The organism is Azospirillum sp. TSH64 (genome assembly GCF_003116035.1).
Lineage (GTDB): Bacteria > Pseudomonadota > Alphaproteobacteria > Azospirillales > Azospirillaceae > Azospirillum.
This window is the reverse complement of record NZ_LGQW01000015.1, coordinates 7,350,891-7,371,586: the sequence shown is the minus strand read 5'-3', so window position 1 is coordinate 7,371,586 and position 20,696 is coordinate 7,350,891. Positions and strand designations below refer to the sequence as shown.

The 20,696-nt window shown below is 67.2% G+C and carries 17 protein-coding genes and 1 pseudogene; 8 read left to right on the top strand and 10 right to left on the bottom strand.

What is annotated here, in order from left to right; translation table 11 throughout:
* Positions 1-23: 23 nt before the first annotated feature.
* Genes TSH64_RS34310 through TSH64_RS34300 form a run of 3 tightly spaced genes read right to left on the bottom strand, consistent with a single transcriptional unit; the run spans position 24 to position 2,179 of the window.
* On the bottom strand, positions 24-701 hold the full coding sequence (locus TSH64_RS34310) for a peroxiredoxin-like family protein (protein ID WP_109451952.1): 678 nt from the start codon (positions 699-701) through the stop codon (positions 24-26).
* Positions 702-743: 42 nt separating this feature from the next.
* The gene (locus TSH64_RS34305; protein ID WP_109451950.1) at positions 744-1,514 is read right to left on the bottom strand and encodes an enoyl-CoA hydratase/isomerase family protein; all 771 of its coding nucleotides are present in this window, start codon (positions 1,512-1,514) and stop codon (positions 744-746) included.
* Between the two features lie 41 nt (positions 1,515-1,555).
* Positions 1,556-2,179 carry a glutathione S-transferase family protein gene (locus TSH64_RS34300; RefSeq protein WP_109451948.1) on the bottom strand — a complete coding sequence of 208 codons (624 nt, stop codon included), beginning with the start codon at positions 2,177-2,179 and terminating at the stop codon, positions 1,556-1,558.
* A gap of 110 nt (positions 2,180-2,289) precedes the next feature.
* On the opposite strand from TSH64_RS34300, the gene TSH64_RS34295 reads away from it, so the two are divergent.
* The 3 genes from TSH64_RS34295 (at position 2,290) to TSH64_RS34285 (ending at position 4,768) form a co-directional block, all read left to right on the top strand.
* Positions 2,290-3,237: a LysR family transcriptional regulator gene (locus tag TSH64_RS34295; RefSeq protein ID WP_109451946.1), complete on the top strand. Its 948-nt coding sequence runs from the start codon at positions 2,290-2,292 to the stop codon at positions 3,235-3,237.
* 92 nt (positions 3,238-3,329) lie between these two features.
* Positions 3,330-3,890 (top strand): carboxymuconolactone decarboxylase family protein, encoded by a 561-nt coding sequence (locus tag TSH64_RS34290; RefSeq protein ID WP_109451944.1) that lies wholly within the window; start codon positions 3,330-3,332, stop codon positions 3,888-3,890.
* Between the two features lie 71 nt (positions 3,891-3,961).
* Entirely contained in the window at positions 3,962-4,768 is an 807-nt protein-coding gene (locus TSH64_RS34285) for an SDR family oxidoreductase (protein WP_109451942.1), read from the top strand.
* A 300-nt stretch (positions 4,769-5,068) separates the two neighbouring features.
* Here TSH64_RS34285 and TSH64_RS34280 read toward each other — a convergent pair whose 3' ends face one another.
* The 4 genes from TSH64_RS34280 to TSH64_RS34265 form a co-directional block, all read right to left on the bottom strand.
* On the bottom strand, positions 5,069-6,694 hold the full coding sequence (locus TSH64_RS34280) for an MFS transporter (RefSeq protein WP_199237737.1): 1,626 nt from the start codon (positions 6,692-6,694) through the stop codon (positions 5,069-5,071).
* Positions 6,691-7,815, bottom strand: a complete 1,125-nt coding sequence (locus TSH64_RS34275; protein ID WP_109451940.1) for an HlyD family secretion protein — start codon at positions 7,813-7,815, stop codon at positions 6,691-6,693. The genes TSH64_RS34280 and TSH64_RS34275 overlap by 4 nt, the downstream gene beginning before the upstream one ends.
* Before the next feature lie 100 nt (positions 7,816-7,915).
* Entirely contained in the window at positions 7,916-8,362 is a 447-nt protein-coding gene (locus TSH64_RS34270) for a carboxymuconolactone decarboxylase family protein (protein ID WP_109451938.1), read from the bottom strand.
* An 83-nt stretch (positions 8,363-8,445) separates the two neighbouring features.
* Positions 8,446-9,198 (bottom strand): SDR family oxidoreductase, encoded by a 753-nt coding sequence (locus tag TSH64_RS34265; protein WP_109451936.1) that lies wholly within the window; start codon positions 9,196-9,198, stop codon positions 8,446-8,448.
* A gap of 133 nt (positions 9,199-9,331) precedes the next feature.
* On the opposite strand from TSH64_RS34265, the gene TSH64_RS34260 reads away from it, so the two are divergent.
* The 3 genes from TSH64_RS34260 (at position 9,332) to TSH64_RS34250 (ending at position 11,967) form a co-directional block, all read left to right on the top strand.
* Positions 9,332-11,068, top strand: coding sequence for a winged helix-turn-helix domain-containing protein (locus TSH64_RS34260; RefSeq protein WP_247873329.1), 1,737 nt, complete (start codon positions 9,332-9,334; stop codon positions 11,066-11,068).
* A 303-nt stretch (positions 11,069-11,371) separates the two neighbouring features.
* On the top strand, positions 11,372-11,656 hold the full coding sequence (locus TSH64_RS34255; RefSeq protein ID WP_109451934.1) for a type II toxin-antitoxin system RelE/ParE family toxin: 285 nt from the start codon (positions 11,372-11,374) through the stop codon (positions 11,654-11,656).
* Positions 11,656-11,967: a HigA family addiction module antitoxin gene (locus tag TSH64_RS34250; RefSeq protein WP_109451931.1), complete on the top strand. Its 312-nt coding sequence runs from the start codon at positions 11,656-11,658 to the stop codon at positions 11,965-11,967. Before TSH64_RS34255 ends, TSH64_RS34250 begins: the two co-directional genes overlap by 1 nt.
* A gap of 105 nt (positions 11,968-12,072) precedes the next feature.
* Here TSH64_RS34250 and TSH64_RS34245 read toward each other — a convergent pair whose 3' ends face one another.
* The 3 genes and pseudogenes from TSH64_RS34245 to cas5 all read right to left on the bottom strand — a co-directional run bounded on the left by TSH64_RS34245 (position 12,073) and on the right by cas5 (position 13,923).
* Positions 12,073-13,020, bottom strand: a complete 948-nt coding sequence (locus TSH64_RS34245; protein WP_109451929.1) for an IS5 family transposase — start codon at positions 13,018-13,020, stop codon at positions 12,073-12,075.
* The gene (locus TSH64_RS34240; protein ID WP_109453332.1) at positions 12,930-13,355 is read right to left on the bottom strand and encodes a type I-C CRISPR-associated protein Cas8c/Csd1; all 426 of its coding nucleotides are present in this window, start codon (positions 13,353-13,355) and stop codon (positions 12,930-12,932) included. The genes TSH64_RS34245 and TSH64_RS34240 overlap by 91 nt, the downstream gene beginning before the upstream one ends.
* Positions 13,352-13,923 (bottom strand): annotated as a pseudogene (gene cas5, locus TSH64_RS34235) (CRISPR-associated protein Cas5). The gene TSH64_RS34240 and the pseudogene cas5 overlap by 4 nt, the downstream one beginning before the upstream one ends.
* Before the next feature lie 482 nt (positions 13,924-14,405).
* On the opposite strand from cas5, the gene TSH64_RS34230 reads away from it, so the two are divergent.
* On the top strand, positions 14,406-15,305 hold the full coding sequence (locus tag TSH64_RS34230) for a LysR family transcriptional regulator (protein ID WP_109451927.1): 900 nt from the start codon (positions 14,406-14,408) through the stop codon (positions 15,303-15,305).
* A gap of 415 nt (positions 15,306-15,720) precedes the next feature.
* Positions 15,721-20,559 (top strand): NAD-glutamate dehydrogenase, encoded by a 4,839-nt coding sequence (locus TSH64_RS34225; protein WP_109451925.1) that lies wholly within the window; start codon positions 15,721-15,723, stop codon positions 20,557-20,559.
* Positions 20,560-20,696 lie beyond the last annotated feature (137 nt).

Genomic DNA, 20,696 nt, shown 5'->3' with positions numbered 1-20,696 from the left:
GAAGCGAGGGGGATGAGTGTAGATCAGGCGGCCGCCATCCGGCTGGCGCTGCGCAGGGCCGGCAGCATGTCCTCGGGTTCGGGGCGGCGGGTGTAGTCCGGATTGACCTCGGCGTAGAGGATCGTGCCGTCCTGCTCGATGACGAAGCGGGCCGGCATCGGCAGGGTCCAGCTCGGATCGCCGTTGAACGCCGACAGGTCGTTCTTCAGCCCCTTGTAAAGCTCGACCAGATAGTCGGGCAACTCGAAGCGCAGGCCGAAAGCGGCGGCGACGTCGTTGCGCGGGTCCGACAGGATCGGGAAATCGAGCGCATTCTGACGCACCGACTTGCGGCTGTTCGGGGCCGTTTGGGGCGAAATGGCCAGCAGGTTTGCTCCGAGGGACTGGAAGGTCGGCAGTGCCGCCTGCAACGCCTGCAGTTCCATGTTGCAGTAGGGGCACCAGACGCCGCGGTAAAAGCTGACCACCAGCGGCCCCTCCGCCAGCAGGGCGGCGGACGACACCACCTTGCCGTCGGGGTCGTTGAGCGTCAAAGCGGGAGCCTTGTCCCCGGCCTTGAGCGCACGGCCGGCAGCGTCCGAGGCGATCAGTTCGGCGGTGGCGCGGTGCATCGTGTCGATCACCGAGCGGGGCACGTTGTAGGGCGGCTTGCCCGCTTCGAAATCGGCCTTGAAGACGTCGAGCTTTTCCTGGAGCGACATGGGGATCTCCGTGGTCGTAGGGAGTGGAGGGAAAAATGCGGATCAGCCGTTCGCGGCGGCGGAGCGGGCGACCTCGGCCGCGCTGATGCCTTCCAGCGCCAGGCCGTAGCCGGCGCCTTCGTCGACGATCCGGCGCAGCTTCTGCGTCAGCGCGATGCGCGTGTAGCGACTGGTGAGCGGCGGCAGGGCGGCCAGTCCTTCGGCGATCTCATGCGCCCGGGCGAGCAGCTGGCCGGAGGGCACGATCTCGTTGACGGCGCCCCAGTCCTTGGCGGTCTGGGCTTCGAGGATTTGACGGGTCAGGATGAAATGGCGGCCGCGGATGCTGCCGATCACCTCCGGCCAGAGCAGGTTGACGCCGTCGCCCGGGACGATGCCGAAATCGAAATGCGGCTTGTCCTGAAAGACCGTTTCCGGCGTGGCCAGCACGATGTCCGCGAGCAGCGCATATTCGGAATGCAGCAGCACCGGCCCGTTGAGGGCGGCGATCACCGGCACCTCGATGTCGAGGATGTTCATCAGCACTTTCTTGCCTTCGCGGAAGATCTTGTCGTAACCGCGCGGACTGAAGAAATCGAAGCCCTCAGGGCTGATGGCGTCCATGAAGGCATCGCCCGATCCGGTGAGGATCACCACCCGGTTTTCAGGATCCGACCCGATCTGATGGAACAGGTCGACGAACTGCTCGTGGGTATGGCCGTTGAAGACGAGCTTGCCGCCGTCGGTGTGCAGCTTCACTTCCAGAACGCCGCTGTCCGAACGGGTCAGGCGTGCATTGGCGAAGGCGTTCCGGTAGCTCTCGAAACGGGACATCAGGGTCACTCCTTGGATTGGCTTGGTTCGGATCGGCGGTGTCAGGCGGCCTGGGGGATGAGAGCCTCGACGCGGGCGATCGCGCGTCGAACGGCGGGCCGGGCGGCGACGGCGTCGAACCAGCGGACGAGGTTCGGGCGGCTATCGAGCGTCATGCCTGGGAACTCCCGGCGCCACAGCCAGCCGAAATGGGCGATGTCGGCGATGGTGAAGTCGTCGCCGGAGACGAAGCGGCGCTCCCCGAGCAGCGCGTCGAGCCGGTCGAGCACGCGGTTGGCCTCGGCGGTGAAGCGCGCTTCGGCGAGCGGCTGCGGCTCGGCGGCGAGGCGCTTGAAGAACCCCGCGTTACCGAAGGCCGGGCTGAGTGCAGAGGCGTGAAAGAACAGCTGCTCGAACACCCGTGCCCGGTCAGTGCCGTCTTGCGGAAGCAGCCTGCCGGTCTTCTCGGCAAGGTGGACGAGGATGGCGGCGCTTTCCGTCAGCACCAGAGCCCCGTCCACGAGCACCGGCACCTTGCCGTTCGGGTTCAGCGCGAGGAAGTCCGCGGCCTTCTGTTCGCCCTGGCGGATGTTGACGGGCTTCAGGTCATAGGAAAGGCTCATCTCCTCAAGGGCGATCGGAACCTTGACGCTGTTCGGCGTCGCAAATGCATAAAGCTCGATCATGGTTCGCTTCTCCCTTGCAGCGTCGCCGCCGATGGGAGAGTTATCGCCATTCCAATCTCCGGGCGGCAGACCGGCCGGAGCGATAACGGCAATTCCTGTCAGGAATAACGATGGACCGATTGCAGGCGATGGCCAGCTTCGTGCGGGTGGTGGAGACGGGATCCTTCTCAGGCGCGGCCCGGCAGCTGGGGGTGGGCCAGCCGGCCATTTCCAAGACGATCGCGCAGCTGGAGGAGCGGCTGCAGGTGCGCCTGCTGCTGCGGTCAACCCATGGACTGATGCCAACCGAAGCGGGGCTGCGCTTTTACGAGCGCGCGCGTCTCGCCATCCGGGAGGCCGATGAAGCGGAGCTGGAGGCACGGGGCGCCGGGGCCGGGCTGTCGGGCCGGCTACGCATCTCCGCCGCGACCACCTTCGCCCGGCTGATGATCGTGCCGCGCCTGCCCGAATTCCTGAGCCGGCATCCGGAATTGGACATGGAGGTGATTCTGGACGACCGGGTGATCGATCTGGTGTCGGAGGGGATCGACGTCGCCCTGCGCATGGGCATGCTGTCGGACTCGACGGCGGTGGCGCGGCGGATCGCCAGCGGTGGCCGCTCGGTCGTGGCGACGCCCGCCTATCTGGCCCGCGCGGGCGTGCCGCGCACCCCGGCCGATCTCGCCGATCATGACGCGGTGGTCTACAGCCAGCTCAGCAACGGCTGGGCGTTCCGGCGGGGCGGGACCGAAGCGTCGGTGGTGGTGCGCGGCCGGCTGCGGGTCAGCGCGGCGGAGGGCATTCGGGCGGCGGTGCTGGCCGATCTGGGGCTGGCGGTCGCGTCGGATTGGATGTTCGGTCCCGAGCTTGCGAATGGTTCAGTGCGGCGCGTGCTGGAGGATTGGACGCTGCCGCCGATCGACCTGTGGGCGGTGTTCCCCACCGGCCGGCTGGCCAGCACCAAGGCACGCGCCTTCGCGGAGTTCGTCGGCACCATCGTGAACGGCGAAGGCGCGCCAGCGGAGGACGCAGACTTGTGTGGACGTCATTCCCAGCAGGATCATTCCCAGAAGGCATAGGCATTAGTCGCGCGGCCCGCCTACGCGCTGTCTCTGGAATGGGTCAAGGTCCGATCCGTCGAACGCAACCGACGGAACAAGGACCCGCCACCATGACCCAGTTCACCAGCCATACCCTCGACACCGCCCCGGAGGCCGCAAAGCCGATTTTCGAGGGCGTGAAGGCCGCTTTCGGCTTCGTGCCCAACCTGCAGTCCTATATGGCGGAATCGCCGGAACTGCTGGCCGGCTACACGGCGCTGTGGGACCTGTTCGCCAAGACCACGCTCAGCGCCCATGAGCAGCAGGTCGTCTATCTGACCGCCAATTTCGAGAACGAGTGCCACTACTGCATGGCCGGCCACACCACGCTCGCCCGGATGCAGAAGATGGGCGAGGACGTGATCGCCGCGCTGCGCGCCGGCAGCGAACTGCCCGACGCCCGGCTGGAGGCGCTGCACCGCTTCGCCACGCTGGTGGTGCGCAATCGCGGCTGGGTCGCCGACGCAGATGTCGATGCCTTCCTGGCGGCCGGCTTCACCCGCCGCAACGTCCTGGAGGTGGTGCTCGGCGTCGCCACCAAGGTGATGAGCAACTACACCAACCACATCACCCACACGCCGCTCGACGCCTTCATGAAGGGCAACGAGTGGAGCAAGCCCGCCGTCGCCTGACGCAAGGCGAAATGCTGTTCTCGTCCCCATCCGACAGGTCCCATTCCACAATCGATCCATACGGAGCTGACATGATTCTCTCTGGAAAACGCGCGCTGATCACCGGCGGCTCCAGCGGCATCGGCTTTGCCACTGCCCGGGCGCTCGGCGAGAAGGGGGTGGCCCTTGCCATCACCGGTCGGCGCACCGACCAGTTGGCCGGTGCGGTCGAGGCCCTGCAAAGGGCTGGAACATCGGTGACCGGCATCGTGGCCGATGTCGCGACCACCGAGGGGCGCCGGCAGACGCTCGACCACGCGCTCGGCGCACTGAGCGGGCTCGACATCCTGGTCAACAACGCCGGCGGCGTCCGCGCCGGACGGCTGGAGCAGGTCACCGAGGAGGACATCCTCGCGATGATCGCCGTCGATCTGGCCGCGCCCATCCTGCTGACGCGGACCGCTCTTCCGGTGCTGCGCGCCAGCGGCGAGGGGATGGTGGTGAATATTTCGTCGGGCCTGGGGCTCGTCGGCGCGCCGTTCTATGCCACTTATGCCGGCGCCAAGGCCGGTCTGGCCCGGTTCGGCGAAGCCTTGCGCCGCGAACTGAAGGGCGAGGGCGTCCATGTGCTGACCGTCTATCCCGGCGCCACGGACACCCCGATGATGGCGTCGAACACCGCCGGCCCGGAGTTGGGCTTCACCCGCGAAAGCGCCGAGGCCGTGGCCGCCGCCATCGTGGCGGGGATCGAAGCCGAGGCACTGGAGGTAATCCGCGGCGGCGAAGCAAGGGCGGCGATGATCACGCTCAACCGCGACGACCCGCTGGCCATCGACGCGCGGTTCCTCAATCTCAAGGCTCGCCTCGAGGAGGCGGTCAAGGAGCATGCCGCCTTGTGAACAAGGATCGGCAGCGGGGGGTGGCGATCAAACCACTCCTGGCCGATCCTTCGTGAGTGTCTCTCCGCCACGTCTATGGGCGTTGGCTTTGCGGTGGCGCACTGGGGCTTTTAATTCCGAGTATCAGCAACCCTCACATTCCTGTCCGTCAAAGGGTGGCAAAGCGGACGCTCTGATCCAGGCGGATCAGAGTGTCGCGAAAAGGAGGCCCCGCGGCATGAGCACCGTACCCATGGTGACGGGCTGGGCGCCGCTGGCGCCACCCCGGTCAATCAGCCCGCCTGCCGGTGCCCGCAGCGGCTATCGGGCTTCATTGCCGGCGCGGCGATACCGCGCCGCGTGCGCCATCCTACGGCGGGAAAGGCCGATCTTGATGCCGATCAGCACGGGGGCGGCGATGACGAAGAGCAGGGCGACGGCGTTGAACGCCGTGTCGAAGGCGATCACCGTAGACTGACCCGTCACGGACCGGCCCAGAAGGCTCGTCGCGGCCCGGCTCGCCGCCCCCGCCTCCAGCCCCTTCGCCGTCAGCGCGGCTGCGGTGGTCGTCAGCCGCTCGATGAGCATGGGGCCGCCCGCGGTGAGGTGGGCGCCGAGGACCGCGGCGTTGGCCGCGACGTCATGGTCGATCAGGGTCTGGAGCGCCGCGACTCCCATCAGGCCGCCGAGCTGGCGCCCTATGTTGAAGAGGCCGATTCCGGCCGCCAAATTCCGGCGGTCGAGAGTGCCGAAAGCGATCAGGGTGATCGACAGGAACAGCAAGCCAAGACCCAGGCCGCGCAGCAGGATCGTCGCCATCATATCGCCGGCGCCGCTCTCGGCGGTCGAGCCGGACAGCATCCACATGGCGGCCATGATCGCGAGGATGCCGAAAGGCACCGTCGCGAACGGGGGGACGCGGCGCACCTGAATCAGAAAGGCGACCATCAGGAGCGAGCCGATGAAAAACGCGCCGCTCGGCAACAGAAGCAGACCGGCCTCGGTGGGGGTGAAGGCGAGAACGGACAGGGCGAAAGACGGAATCAGGAATGCGCTTCCGAACAGGGCGGCTCCGGCGACGAAGCTGACGATGAAGGCGAAGGAAAAGGCGTCCGATGCGAAGGGGGAGACGTCGAGCAACCCCCGGCCCTTCATCGACGCTTGCTGGGCCAGAAAGACCAGCAGGGCGGCTCCGCCGGTCACGGCCAGCCACAGGAGGCGGGGCTCCTCGAACCAGTCCCACCGGCTGCCCTGGCTGAGGACGCAGGTGACGCAGAAGAACGTGACGGCGATCAAAGCGAAGCCGATCCCATCGAAAAGACGGGGCGCGGTCGCGGCGGGCATCGGCCCGTCGGCGATCAGCAGCAGTCCCGCTGCCGCCAGGGCCAGCGGAAAGACGCTGAAGAAGATCCAGTTCCAGGATTGGCTGTCGAGCAGCCACCCCTGGAAGGCGGGGGCGATGGTCGCGGGAGCGACGACGGCTCCCATGGCGAACAGGGCTTGAAGGACCGGCTGACGGGACCGGGGGCAGGCGAGAAAAAGGATCGCCTGTCCCCCGACGAGCAGGATGCCGCCGGCGAAGCCCTGGATGGCGCGAAGGGCGACCAGCAGGTCCAGCCGATCGGTCAGAGCGGCGATGCCGCACGCCATGCCCATGACCAGGGTCGAGGCAACGACCACTCCGCGCGGAGGGATGCGGGCCGTCAGCCAGGGGGCGGCCATGAAGCCGATGAGCTTGAGCGTGGTGTATCCGATGTCCAGCCAGGCAAACTCGTCGGGGGTCGCATGCGTGTCGCCCATGATGTCGCCGCGCCCGAGCGACAGGACGGTGCCGGCGACAGCCTCCGTCAGTGTGGCGAGCAGGATGCCGGCGACGAGGAAAACTTCGGCCGCAGCCCCCTCGCGGACCGGCATGGCGGCGGGAGCCGTGGTGGGGGCGGCGGTCATCGGTCGCCTCCCTGGGCAACTCCCTTGGCGATCTCGACACGCGCCGACAGGCCGGGCACGAGGCGGCCGGGCAGCCGGTTGCCGACGAGCCGGATCTTCACCGGCACGCGTTGGACGACGCGAACGAAGTTCCCCGTCGCGTTGTCCGCGGGCAGCAGGCTGAAGGCGGACCCGCTGCCGGGCGCGAGGCTGTCGACCACGCCGTCGAGCGTCCCGTCCGGATAACCGTCGACGGTGACGCGGGCGCGCTGACCGGGCCGGATGTGTTCGAGCTGGGTTTCCTTGTAGTTCGCCACCACCCACACATCGTCGACCGGAACGATGTCGAGCAGGGAGGCGCCCGGCGCGACGAGGCGGCCGACACGGACCTGGCGGTTGCCGATGACGCCGCCGACCGGCGCGCGCACCACGGTGCTCTCGAGATCGATCCGGGCGAGGTCGCGCGCCGCCTCAGCCTGGGCCACGGCGGCGGCGGCGGCGTCGCGCTGCGCCGCCAGGACGGCGAGGCGCTGCTGCTGGGCATCGACCGCCGCCGAGGCGGCCGACACGCCTGCCTCGGCTTTCAAGCGCGCCGCGTCGCTTTCATCGAGGTTGGCTTGGCTGACGGCGTTGCCGCGGATCAGTTCGCGGCGGCGGTCGTAGGCCTTGGCCGCGAGAGTCATCTCGGCCATGGCCGACCGTCCCTGGGCTTCGGCCTGCCGGATCAGGACGTACTGAAGCCGGGTCTCCGCATCGACGTCGGCAAGCCGGGCCCAGGCGGCGTTAAGGTTGGCCAACGCCTGGGCAAGCCGCGCGCGGTAATCGCGGTCATCGATCCGGAACAGGACGTCGCCCGCCCTGACGGTCTGGTTGTCCTCGACCTCGACGGTCATGACGTAGCCGGCAACCTTGGGGGCGAGCGAGGTCACGTCGCCGCGGATATAGGCGTTGTCGGTCGCCGTCCCGCCGTTCGAACCAGCCCAGAACCATCCGCCCGTCGCGGCCAGCACGGCTCCGAGGCACAGCAGCACGCCCGCGGTCCTTCTTTTGCCGGGGGGCGCCGCGGCGGCGCCGACCGCGGAACGGTCGCCGGTGACGCTTGCGTCAGCGACGGCGGCCCCCCTGCCCTCGATCCTGTCCATTCCCTTATTCCCTGTTGGGTGTGACCGGCCGCCACCGCCGCGTCGGGGTGTCGCCGGAGGGGAGCGGCGGCCGATCGCTGCCGCTCCCCTCCGCATCCGCTCAGGCCTTGGCGGCCACCGGGAGACGGAAGGGGGCACCCATCCGGTTGAAGGCGTTCATCGCGGCGATGGCGATGGTGAGATCGACCATATCCTTCGGTTCGAACGCCTCCGATGCCGCCGCATAGGCGGCGTCCGACGCGTGGGTTTCGCTGACGCGGGTCACCTCCTCGGCCCAGGCCAGGGCCGCGCGCTCCGTATCGGAGAACAAATGCGGCACCTCTTCCCACACCGGCACCAGCGTGACCTTGTCGACCGACATCGTCTTGCGGAGGTCGCGGCTGTGCAGATCGATGCAGTGGGCGCAGCCGTTGATCTGCGAAACCCTGAGGAACACCAAATGGATGAGTTCCTCGGGCAGGTTGGTGCTCTTCGTGACGTACTGATGAACGCCGAACAGAGCCTTCGCGCCATTGGGCGCGACCTCGTGCCAAGCCAAGCGTGCCATGTTCTTTACCTTTCCTGGATATGATCGATTGCGATAGCCGCTTCGCCGGCCCATGGCCGCCGCAGGGGTGTTTTCGAAGTCCGTCAGCGCTCGGTCTGCTGGCCGAGCCAGTCCTCGAACCGGATGGTGCCGAGGCGGGGATTCCGGCCGGGGGTCAGCGATTGATCGTTGAGAACGTCGCCGAAGTAGCGCGCGTGGATGTCCGGCACGACCTTGCGCGTGTCCTTCGTCGCCAGCAGAAAGCGCCGGACCAGATCGTCGAGCGGGATCGCCTCCGGACCGGCGACCTCGAGCGTGCCGCCGACCGGCGGCGCGAGGGTGACGTCGGCGAGCGCCGCCACCACGTCGTCGGAGGCCATCGGTTGGATCAGCGCCGGCGACAGGCGGATTTCCCCGCCGACGGTGGCCGACTGCGCGATCCCGCCGACGAATTCGAAGAACTGCGTGGCGCGCAGAATGGTGTGGGGAATGCCGGACGCCTTGACGAGGCTTTCCTGGGCGAGCTTCGCCCGGAAATAGCCGTTGTCGGGAAGCCGTTCACTGCCGACGATCGAGAGGGCGACGTGGTGGCGGACGCCGGCGGCCGCTTCGGCGGCGAGCAGGTTGCGGCCCGAGGTCTCGAAGAAGTCGAGGACGGCCTCGTCCTCCCACACCGGCGCGTTCGCCACGTCGACGACAACGGCGGCTCCGTCGATCGCCTGGGCCAGACCCTCGCGGGTGATGGTGTTCACCCCCGTCTTCGGGGAGGCTGCGAGCGCATCGTGGCCGCGTTCGCGCAGCGTCTTCACCAGCTTCGATCCGATGAGGCCGGTGCCTCCAATGACGACGATCTTCATGGGGTCTCTCCGCTTTTCTCGACGGGAACCAGCGCCGCCGATGGGATGGAGAATGCCTGGGCGTACCGGGGAAGTCCTTGCGGCGGGCTTGGATTGCCGTTCAAGAACGCTTGCTTTTCCGTCCAAGGAAGCCATGCGGCGCGCCTTGACGCGAACGGTGCAGCCGGCAATGCGCCGCTGTGCTATCACTGGCATGGAGCGTTCACCCGTCGCCCCGGACAAGGAGCCGAGGGGGATCGGCCCGGGGGAGATGGCGACCTTGCGGTTCACGTTCGGAGAGTGCGTGCTCGATCAGGAGCGCCGGGAACTGACCCTGCGCGGGCAGGTCGTGGGTGTCGGCCCGCAGGTCTTCGACCTGCTGCTGCATCTCGTCCGCAACCACGACCGCGTCGTCAGCAAGGACGACCTGCTGGAGGCGGTGTGGAACGGACGGATCGTCTCGGAATCGACCATCACCAGCCACATCAACGCGGTCCGCAAGGCCATCGGCGACAGCGGCGATGAGCAGCGCCTGGTCCGCACGGTCCCCCGCAAGGGGTTCCGCTTCGTCGGGGCGATCGAAGGCGGGGCGATCGAAGGCGGCGCGACCGGGGAGACACGGCAGCCTGGCGGAGCGGAAATCGCCAGCCGCGCGTCCGGCGAAGGCAAGGAGACACCGTCCGGTCCGGCCCTGCCGGGCAAGCCTTCGATCACCGTGCTGCCTTTCCAGAACCTGAGCGGCGACCCCGAGCAGGACTATTTCGCCGACGGGGTGGTGGAAGACATCATCGCCGCCCTGTCGCGCATCCGCTGGCTGTTCGTCATCGCGCGCAACTCGAGCTTCGCCTACAAGGGCCGGGCGGTGGATGTGACGGAGGTCGGCCGTGAACTGGGCGTCCGCTACGTGCTCGAAGGCAGCATCCGCAAGGCTGGGAACAGGGTGCGCATCACCGGGCAGCTCATCGACGCGACGAGCGGGACGCATCTCTGGGCGGAGCGTTTCGAGGGCATGCTCGACGACCTTTTCGAATTGCAGGACCGGATCGCCGAAAGCGTCGTCGGCGCGATCTCGCCGCAGCTCGAGCGGGCGGAGATCGAGCGCGCCAAGCGCAAGCCGACGGAAAGCCTGGACGCCTACGAGTACTATCTCCGCGGCACGGCGAAGCTGCACAGCGGAACCCGCGAGGCGATCGACGCGGCGCTGCCCCTGTTCCACAAGGCGACCGAACTCGACCCGGAATTCGCATCGGCCTATGGCGGGGCGGCCTGGTGCCATCTCTGGCGCAAGGTGAACGGTTGGATGACCGATCGGCCTCGGGAAATCGCCGAGGGGGTCCGGCTGGCGCGGCTGGCGGTGGAGTTCGGCCGCGACGACGCGGTCGCCCTGACGAGAGCCGGGCACGCGCTCGGTCACTTCGTTGCCGATCTCGATGGCGGCATCGCGCTCATCGACCGCGCCGTGTTGCTCAACCCAAATTTCGCCCCGGCTTGGTTCCTCGGCGGCTACCTGCGCGCTTTCCGCGGTGAAACGGAAAGCGCGAGCGAGCATTTCGCCCATGCCGCCCGCCTGAGCCCGCTGGATCCGGAGATGTTTCGGATGCAGACAGGAACGGCGCTCGCGCATTTCTTCGCCGGGCGCTACGATTGCGCCGCAGCCTGGGCGGACAAGGCGTTGGGGAACCTGCCCGGCCTCTTGGTCGCTATCGCCCTGACGGCGGCGAGCCACGCGCTCGCCGGGCGGATGGAGGACGCGCGGCAAGCGATGCGGGGGCTGCGCGCACTCGACCCGACCTTGCGCGTTTCCACGCTCAAGGAGTGGCTGCCGATCCACCGTCCCGAGGATATCACGCGGTTTGCGGAGGGGCTGAGACTGGCTGGGTTGCCGGAGTGAACCCGGCCCTCGCCTGAAGCTTCGACGGATGCCGTTTTGCCTCACAAGCCGCCGCCCCCGGCCGGCCGCTGCTTCCTCCAGGTTCTGCACATCCCGGCGTCGACCGCCCCGCCCCGGGGATCACCGCGCCGGCATGCCGTTGAGGATCGGATTTTGCACGCATGCGGGCATACGCGCTGCAGGATCCTCCCGCTGAAAGGATGTTGCGAAAGGGAGCGGTCGGGGGGGTGCATGACCAATGTGTAAAGCTATGCCTTACAGAATTCCATTGACACACCGAGTGTAAACCACCACTTTACACCCATGATCCGTACCATCCAAGACAAGGCGCTCCGGCGCTTCTTCGAGACCGGCAAGGCGGATAAGCTGCCAATCCAGGGGGCAGCCAACATTGCCCGCCTTGGCCGCATCCTGCTGGCGCTCGATGCCGCCGGAAAGCCGGAGGATCTGAATCTGCCCGGCTTTTACTTCCATGGGCTGGAAGGCGCTCCGCCACGCTGGTCCGTGCGGGTCACTGCCAACTGGCGCGTCACCTTCGCATGGGACGCTCCCGACGCCATCGCTGTCGATCTGGAGGATTATCACTGATGACTGAAACCCCTCTGCGGCGCGGCCTTGCCCCGCTCCACCCCGGCGCTCTCCTGCGCGAGGACGTACTCCCGGCTTTGGATCGGCCCGTTACTGAGGTTGCCAAGCTCTTGCGCGTGTCGCGCCAGACCTTGCATGCCCTTCTGAGGGAAGAACAGCCAGTCACCCCGGCCATGGCCCTGCGGCTGGGCAAGCTGTGCGGCAACGGGCCGGAGCTGTGGCTCAACCTTCAAGCCAAGCATGACCTTGATCGGCTTGGCCGCGAGATGGCCGCCGATCTCGCCGAGATTCCCACCCTCAACGCCGCCTGAAACCTGGGGGGGCGGCGTCGGCCGCCCTTGTCGCGAAAAGGGCGCATGTGCCACCGTGGTGCATCGAGGTGAGCGGGGACGGACGGAACCCGTGTTCCGGTCTTTTCAAGAGACGCGGACATAGCTCGGGCGTGCTAAACCGAACATGCAGTTGAGCAGGTTGGCCGCAATCATGAGCTCGGTACGCCGCCCGTCGTCGCTGTGGGCGCGCAGGCGATCGCCAATGACCTGTTTGTAGCGCGCGATCGCCGCCTCCGCTTTGGCCCGCGCGTTGTAGCCGGACGTTCGCTGCCAAGCCATGCGGCCGGTCTCGGCAATCGCCAGAAGATGGCGGTCGCGCTGGGTCGGCGCCGCCTCCGCGGTGGCGCTGAGGGCCGCATCGCGCCGCGGCGGGGCGATCACCGCCGCTTCCGGGTGGCAGGCGGACACGGCTGCGTACACGTCGGTTCGGTCGTAGCCGCCGTCGCCGATCAGCACCTCTACCGGAGCGTTGACCTGATCAAGCAAGGGGCCGACTTGCGAGGCGTCGTCGACATCGGGCGTCGTCAACGCCAGAGCGACAATTTGCCCCGTGCCGGCATCGACGCCGACATGGAATTTGCGCCAGGATCGGCGCGTCTTGGAACCGTGCTTCTCGACCAGCCACTCCCCGGGTCCGCTGAGTTTCAGCCCCGTACTGTCGACCAGCAGGTGCCATGGGCCAGCGGTCCACGGACGAATTGGCACGGCCAGAGTGCGGGCGCGGCGGCTCAGGGTGGTGTGGTCCGGCACCGGCAGGTCGAGCTGGAGCAACTGCATCAGCGAGCCAATCAGCCCCTCAGTCTGGCGGAAGGCCATATGGAAGAGCGCCCGCAGCGTCAGCGCCGTCTCGATTGCCACGGCTGAATAGCGCGGCTGTCCGCCACGAGTAGTCCGCGGGGCGGCGCGCCAAGCCTGAATGGCCTCATCACAGAACCAGATCGTCAGGCTGCCACGCTGGCGCAGACTGGCCTCATAGGCTGAACCGCCAGGAGGCCGGGATCCTCGGTGCCATCCAGCAGCCGCTCGTGCCAATCACGGAAGGCATCGGCACGGGCAGGGTGAGCGGATGGTTCCGTGCCCTCCGGCGGGCTGCCGAGCCCGAGAACAAAGTGACTGTTGTCCCAGAGGAAGAAGGGCCGGGGCTTGATGCCGGATCGCGTGAAGGAGCGTGGGACCGTCATCGCCTGCCCGCCGCCGCGGTTCCGTCCGTCAGTGGAAAGGCGGAGGTCGTCACAGGCGACGGGCTCGCCGTCTGCCGATAGCACCAGCCCGAAGGCAATGCGTTCACGCGTGAAACCGAAGGACGGGACATCGCAACGACGTTCCAGCCGACCGTAATGGGAGGTGAGAGAGGCGAGGACCGTCATGGCCGCACCGCCGTAACAAAGGGTGGAACGCTGATGACACCGTCGCGCAGAATAGCGTGGAAAAACCGGGCGGCGTGATTGTTGGCGTAGTCGATGTCGAGCAGCATCGGGCCGAGATCACGGTCGCGCTGGTCATCGGGCAATTGGTGCTCAGGCAATGGCCCCTCCCACAGCGCGACATCGGCTGGAAACTCGCGGGTGCCAAGATAGGGCGAGCGGAAATCAAATAATCAACGTCAACCAAAAAGGTCGTGGCTCGGCACTGCCGGATGTCCGCGGCGTTCCGCGGCAGACTTTGAATGTCACCGCTCTGCTTTGCATGGCGTACGGAAATAGCCGAGACGCGGTCACCGATTTCGTTGCGCGTCATCGACTGGAAGCGAATCGGTTTGAGCACATGAATTTGATCGATGATCCAACGCAGTCTGGGACGCCAATAAACAGCTTCAAAAATTCCGCGGGCGGCAGATGGCGTGATAACCGGATAGGAGGAACGCTCAGTCTTGAACTCGGCGCATGAAAAGCAGGCGCGAGCACCAGAGACACGCAATGTGGCGTCACATCCCATAGCAGCCTCCCGCAAAAAGCATTTATCGGAAGGATAATTGTTTTTTTCCGCAAAAAACTTGTCATCAGTGATAGACTTACGGGAATTATCAACAGAATTTGGCATACCGGGTCCATGATATGCTAACTTACAGATTTTTTGATGGGAATATAGTAATTAAGATCACGGAATTTTGGTAAACTTTCTCTCAGAGCACCTTTTATCGATGCAAATTTATTATTATAACATTCAAATGCTTTCAATTTTCTTGTGCAGACTTTGAAATATAGGTGAGCCAAAACTGGACGACTGAAATTCAGGAACAGAACGTTGATCGCCACAGCAATTTCACAAAAATGAATTGTATATTTTTGAATTTCCACATAACCAAAAACACTTCGCTAGTCCATTCCGAGCACGGTTGTGGCGAACTATTTTATGGTTCCAGCGAGTGCGTTATATGGGTGCTCTCGTAACACTTTATGGTTCCATCCAGACAGACCATGCGCTTCGACCTGACCGACCTGCGGCTGTTCCTGCACATTGTCGAGACCGGCAGCATCACCGCCGGGGCGGAGCGCAGCGCCATGGCGCTTGCGTCGGCCAGCGCGCGGGTGCGCGGGATGGAGGAGGCGCTCGGCATCCCGCTGCTGGAGCGCTTCCGCCGCGGCGTCCGCCCCACACCGGCCGGCCGCGCGGTGGTCCACCATGCCCGCCTCGTCCTCCACCAGCTGGAACGCATGCGCGGCGAGCTGGCGGAATACGCCAAGGGACTGAAGGGCCATGTCCGGCTGCTGTCCAACACCGCGGCGATCAACGAATTCCTGCCCGACGCGCTCGCCGGCTTCCTCGCCGACAATCCCAGCATCGACATCGATCTGGAGGAGCGGCCGAGCCACGCCATCGTCGAGGCGGTGGCCGCCGGGCTGGCCGACCTCGGCGTGGTCGCCGACATGGTCGATCTCGGCGGGCTGGAAACCCGCCCCTTCCGCAGCGACCGGCTGGTCGCCGTGCTGCCGCTGTCGCACCGGCTGGCCGGGCACGACCGGATTTCCTTCGCCGACCTGCTGGACGAACCCTTCGTCGGCCTCAGCGCCGGCAGCGCCCTGCAGGACTATCTGAACGGCCACGCCACCCGCGCCGGCCGCAGCCTGTCCTACCGCGTGCGGGTGCGCGGACCGGTGGCACTCTGCCGGCTGGTCGAACGCGGGGTCGGGGTCGGCATCGTGCCGGAGACCGCAGCCCTGCGGGCGCTCGACAGCGGCGGCCTGCGGGTCATGCCGCTGAGCGACCCCTGGGCGCCCCGCCTGCTGGTGCTGTGCGCCCGGAATTTTGCCGATCTTTCCGCCCACGCCCGCCGGCTTGTCGATAGCTTGTCCGAAAACGCCCCGGCGCCGATCTGAAACGCCGTTAGGACAGTATCGCTTACCTTTTTTCCCGTCGGTTTTCCTGAATTTCCGCCGGTTTGCCGGTTCCGCCCCCTCCCGCCGACTCGAGTCGGCTTCCTCCCTCCCGGCGCACCGATCCGTCCACCGCCGGATGCGGCGGATGGGCGCTGTGCGCCTTTGCCGCGGCATCGGCGATGGCGGAGCCATGGCGGGGATGTGAATGCGCTATGGATAAATTCGGCAAACATGTGACTGGGTTGTCCGAATCTTTGGACAAATACCCCAAAAGGAGTGCGAATCGCCGCTTGGTCAGAAATCCTGCCGTTTATTTGCCGTCGAAAAGTCGTCGGGGGGGTGGTACTACCAATCAAAAGAAAAACGCGTTCAAAGCAGACACGCCCGAAAAACCCGAGAGGAGAAAACCACCATCATGCGTACGGCGACGAAGGATCTGGCAGGCGACTTGCGGCAGCAACTGGCCGAACTGGTGCGCAGCCGGGTTCCGAACGCGCGGGCGGAGCGCTTCGTGAAGCGCTTCTACGCCAACGTGCCCCCCGACGACCTGCTGCGCAGCACGCCGGAACAGCTTTACGGCGCGGCACTGGCCATGTGGCAATGGGGCCAGCAGCGCACCGCAGGCCGGCCCAAGGTGCGCGTCTACGCGCCGCGTCTGGACGAGCACGGGTGGCAGGCCGAACGCTCGGTGGTGGAGATCGTCAACGACGACATGCCCTTCCTGGTCGATTCCGTCACGGCGGAGCTGAACCGGCAGGGCGTCACCGTCCACCTCATCATCCATCCCGTCACCCGCGTCGTCCGCGACACCGACGGCCGCATCGTCGAGCTGCTGGAGCCCGGCGAGGAAGCCGACGGCGCGCATGACGAATCCTTCATGCACTGCTCCATCGACCCGCTGTCGGACCCGGCCGCCCAGGCCCGCCTGCGCGAGGGCATCGAGCGGGTGCTGGCCGACGTCCGCGCCGCGGTCGAGGACTGGATGCCGATGCGCGAGCGCGTGCGCGCCGCCCGCGACGACATCGCCCACGCCCCCGACGCCGAGGAATCGCAGGAGGCGGCCGATTTCCTGAGCTGGATCGACGACGGCAACATGACCCTGCTGGGCAGCCGCCTCTACACCGCCACCATCGGCGGCGCCGGCCAGGAGCCCTGGCTGGAGCTGGTCGAGGGCAGCGGGCTGGGCGTGCTGCGCGCCCCGGAGATCACCGTGTTCGACGAGCACGGCCACGCCGCCGTGCTGCCGGAGGAAATCCGTGCCTTCCTGCACCAGCCGCGCGCCCTGCTGGTGACCAAGGGCACCCGGCAGGCCACCGTCCACCGCTCGGTCCCGCTCGACGCCATCCTGGTCAAGCGCTTCGACGGCGAGGGCAAGGTGGTCGGCGTCACGCTGGCGGTCGGCCTCTTCACCTCGGTCGCCTACAACCGCAGCCCGCGCGAGATCCCGTTCCTGCGCCGCAAGGTCGCCCGCGTGATGACCCGCGCCGGCTTCGACCCGTCGGGCCATGACGGCAAGGCGCTGCTGAACATCCTTGAGACCTACCCGCGCGACGAGCTGTTCCAGACCCCGTCGGACGAGCTGTTCGAGACGGCGGTCGGCATCCTCTACCTGCAGGAACGCCAGCGCCTCGCTCTGTTCGTCCGCCGCGACCCGTTCGAGCGCTTCGTCTCCGCGCTGGTCTTCGTGCCGCGCGACCGCTACGACACCGCGCTGCGCCGCAAGATCCAGTCGGTCCTCGAATCCGCCTTCCACGGCACCTGCACCTCCTACTTCACCCAGCTGTCGGACAGCGCGCTCGCCCGCCTGCACCTGATGGTGAAGACGGAGCCGGGCAAGCTTCCCCCCGTCGACATCGGCGAGATCGAAGCGCGGCTGGTGCAGGTTTCCCGCAGCTGGGCCGACCGCATGCGCGACGCGCTGGTCGAGGCCCATGGCGAGGAGACCGGCAACGCCCGCCTGCGCCGCTACGCCGACGCCTTCCCAGCCGGCTACCGCGAGACCTTCCCGGCGGAAACCGCGGTCCACGACATCGACCGCATCGAACGGGCCCTGACCGAACAGCGGCTCGGCATCGTGCTGTTCCACCCGCTGGAGGCCGACGGCGACGAGCTGCACGTCAAGATCTACCACCAGGGCCGGCCGGTGCCGCTGTCCGACGTGCTGCCGATGCTGGAGCACATGGACCTGAAGGTGATCACCGAGCAGCCCTACGAGGTCCGCCCGGCCGGCGGTTCCACTCCGGCCCAGTCGGTCTGGATCCACGACTTCGCCGCCCGCACCCAGAATGGTCTGCCGGTCGACTGCGTCAAGGTCAAGCAGACCTTCCAGGACGCCTTCGCCGACATCTGGGACGGCCGGATGGAGGATGACGGCTTCAACCGTCTGGTGCTGCGCGCCGGTCTGGCCGGCCGCGAGGTCACGATCCTGCGCGCCTACGCCAAGTACCTGAAGCAGGCCCGCTTCGCCTACGCCCAGGACACCATCGAGACGACGCTGGCCGCCCACCCGCAGACCGCACGCCTGCTGTCCCGCCTGTTCGCCGCCCGCTTCGATCCGAAGAACCTTGTCGAAGAGGCGCCGATCCTTGAGCAGATCGAGACCGCGCTGGACGCCGTCACCAACCTCGACGACGACCGCATCCTGCGCCGCTTCGTCAACCTGATCCGCGCCACACTCCGCACCAACGCCTATCAGACCGGGCCGGACGGGGCGCCCAAGCCGCACCTGTCCTTCAAGCTGGACAGCGGCTCCATCGAGGAGCTGCCGCTGCCCCGCCCGTGGGTGGAGGTCTTCGTCTACAGCCCGCGCATGGAGGGCGTCCATCTGCGCGGCGGCAAGGTGGCGCGCGGCGGCATCCGCTGGTCCGACCGCCGCGAGGATTTCCGCACCGAGATCCTAGGGCTGATGAAGGCGCAGATGGTGAAGAACACCGTCATCGTGCCGGTCGGCTCGAAGGGCGGCTTCGTCGTCAAGCGTCCCCCGCCCATCGGCGCCGGCCGAGAGGCGGCACTCGCCGAAGGCATCGAGTGCTACAAGATTCTGATGCGCGGCCTCTTGGACATCACCGACAATTTCGCCGCCGACGGGTCCGTCGTGCCGGCGAAGGACGTGGTGCGCCATGACGCCGACGATCCCTATCTGGTGGTCGCCGCCGACAAGGGCACGGCCACCTTCTCCGACATCGCCAACGGCGTTTCCATCGACCACGGCTTCTGGCTGGGCGACGCCTTCGCGTCCGGCGGCTCGGCCGGTTACGACCACAAGGTGATGGGCATCACCGCCCGCGGCGCCTGGGAATCGGTGAAACGCCATTTCCGCGAGATGGGCACCGACATCCAGACCACCGACTTCACCGTGGTCGGCGTCGGCGACATGTCGGGCGACGTGTTCGGCAACGGCATGCTGCTGTCCCGCCACATCCGGCTGCTCGCCGCCTTCGACCACCGCCACATCTTCCTCGACCCCGATCCCGATGCGGCGACCAGCTGGGAAGAGCGCAACCGGCTGTTCGCCCTGCCCCGCTCCTCCTGGGCCGATTACGACCGCTCCAAGCTCTCCGCCGGCGCCATGATCGTCGAGCGCAGCGCCAAGACGGTGGAGCTGACGGCGGAGGTCCGCGCCCGCTTCGGCATCGAGCAGGCCCACCTGTCGCCGGTCGAGCTGATGCGCCGCCTGCTCACCGCCGAGGTCGATCTGCTGTGGTTCGGCGGCATCGGCACCTACATCAAGGCCGCGACCGAGACCAACGCCGAGGCCGGCGACAAGGCCAACGACGCGCTGCGCATCGATGGCGGCCAGATCCGCGCCAAGGTGGTCGGCGAAGGCGCCAACCTGGGCGTCACCCAGCGCGGCCGCATCGAGGCCGCGCAGAAGGGCCGCGACGGCAAGGGCGTCCGCCTGAACACCGACGCCATCGACAATTCGGCCGGCGTCGACACCTCCGACCATGAGGTGAACATCAAGATCCTGCTGGGCGACGTCATGGCGCGCGGCGACATGACGCTGAAGCAGCGCGACACCCTGCTGGCCGCCATGACCGACGAGGTGGCGGGGCTGGTGCTGGCCGACAACTACCGCCAGACCCAGGCCCTGACCATCGCCGAGGCGCAAGGGGCCGGCCTGCTGGAAGCCCAGCTGCGCTTCATCCGCAATCTGGAGCGCAACGGCCGGCTGAACCGCGCCATCGAGTATCTGCCGACCGACGAGGAGCTGGCCCAGCGGATGGCCGAGCGCCGCGGCCTGACCCGGCCGGAGCTGGCGGTGCTGCTGGCCTATGCCAAGATCACGCTGTACGACGATCTGCTGGCCTCGGAGCTGCCGGACGATCCGGCGACGGTCGAGGATCTGCTGCGCTACTTCCCGCAGCCGCTGCGGGACGGCCAAAGCGAGGCGATCTCGCGCCACCGCCTGCGCCGCGAGATCATCGCCACCGCCGTCACCAACAGCCTGGTCAACCGCGTCGGTCCCACCTTCGTCCGCGACATGGTGGAGAAGACCGGCCTCGGCCCGGCGGATGTCGCCCGCGCCTATGCCATCGCCCGCGACGTGTTCCAGCTGCGCCCGCTGTGGGACGCCATCGACGCGCTCGACACCGTCGTGCCGGCGGCCTTGCAGACGGCGCTGATGCTGGAGACCATCCACCTGCTGGACCGCGCGGTGGCCTGGTTCCTGGCCCACAGCCCGCACCCGCTGGATCTGGGCCGCGAGTCCGCCGCCTTCCGTCCGGGGGTGGAGGCTCTGGCCGCCGGGCTGGACCGCTTCCTCGACGAGGAGGAGTCCTCGCGCCTCGCCACCCGCATCGCCGACGCCATTGCCCAGGGCGTGCCGGAGGATCTGGCCCGCCGCATCGCCGCCTTGCCGGTTCTCGCCGCCGCCCCCGATCTGGTGCGGATCGCCGAGCGCACCGGCCGCGCGGTGGAGGGCGTCGCCTCGGTCTATTTCGGCCTTGGCCGCCGCTTCGGCCTGGAATGGCTGCGCGACCGCGCCAGCACGGCGAAGGTCGACAACCACTGGCAGCGTCAGGCGGTCGCCGCCATCGTCGACGACCTGTTCGCCCACCAGAGCGCCTTGACCGTGCGCGTGCTGGAAAGCGAAGGCGACGAGGCCGCGGCGGTCGATGGCTGGATCGCCACCCGCAATCTGGTGGTCGAGCGGGTCGAACAGCTTCTGGCCGAACTGCGCGCCCAGCCGGCGGTCGATCTCGCCATGCTGGCTGTCGCAAATCGGCAGCTGCGCGGCCTGATCGCCGGGTAACCCTGTCACAGAGATAGGAGACGCTCGGTTCGGATGGCTTGGCTGCACTGTCCTGCGCAGCCGGGCCTTTCGGAGTGCCGGTGCCTTTACAGGCACGTTCGGGTACCGGCTTTCAGTCTCCTCGCCTCGGGCGGATC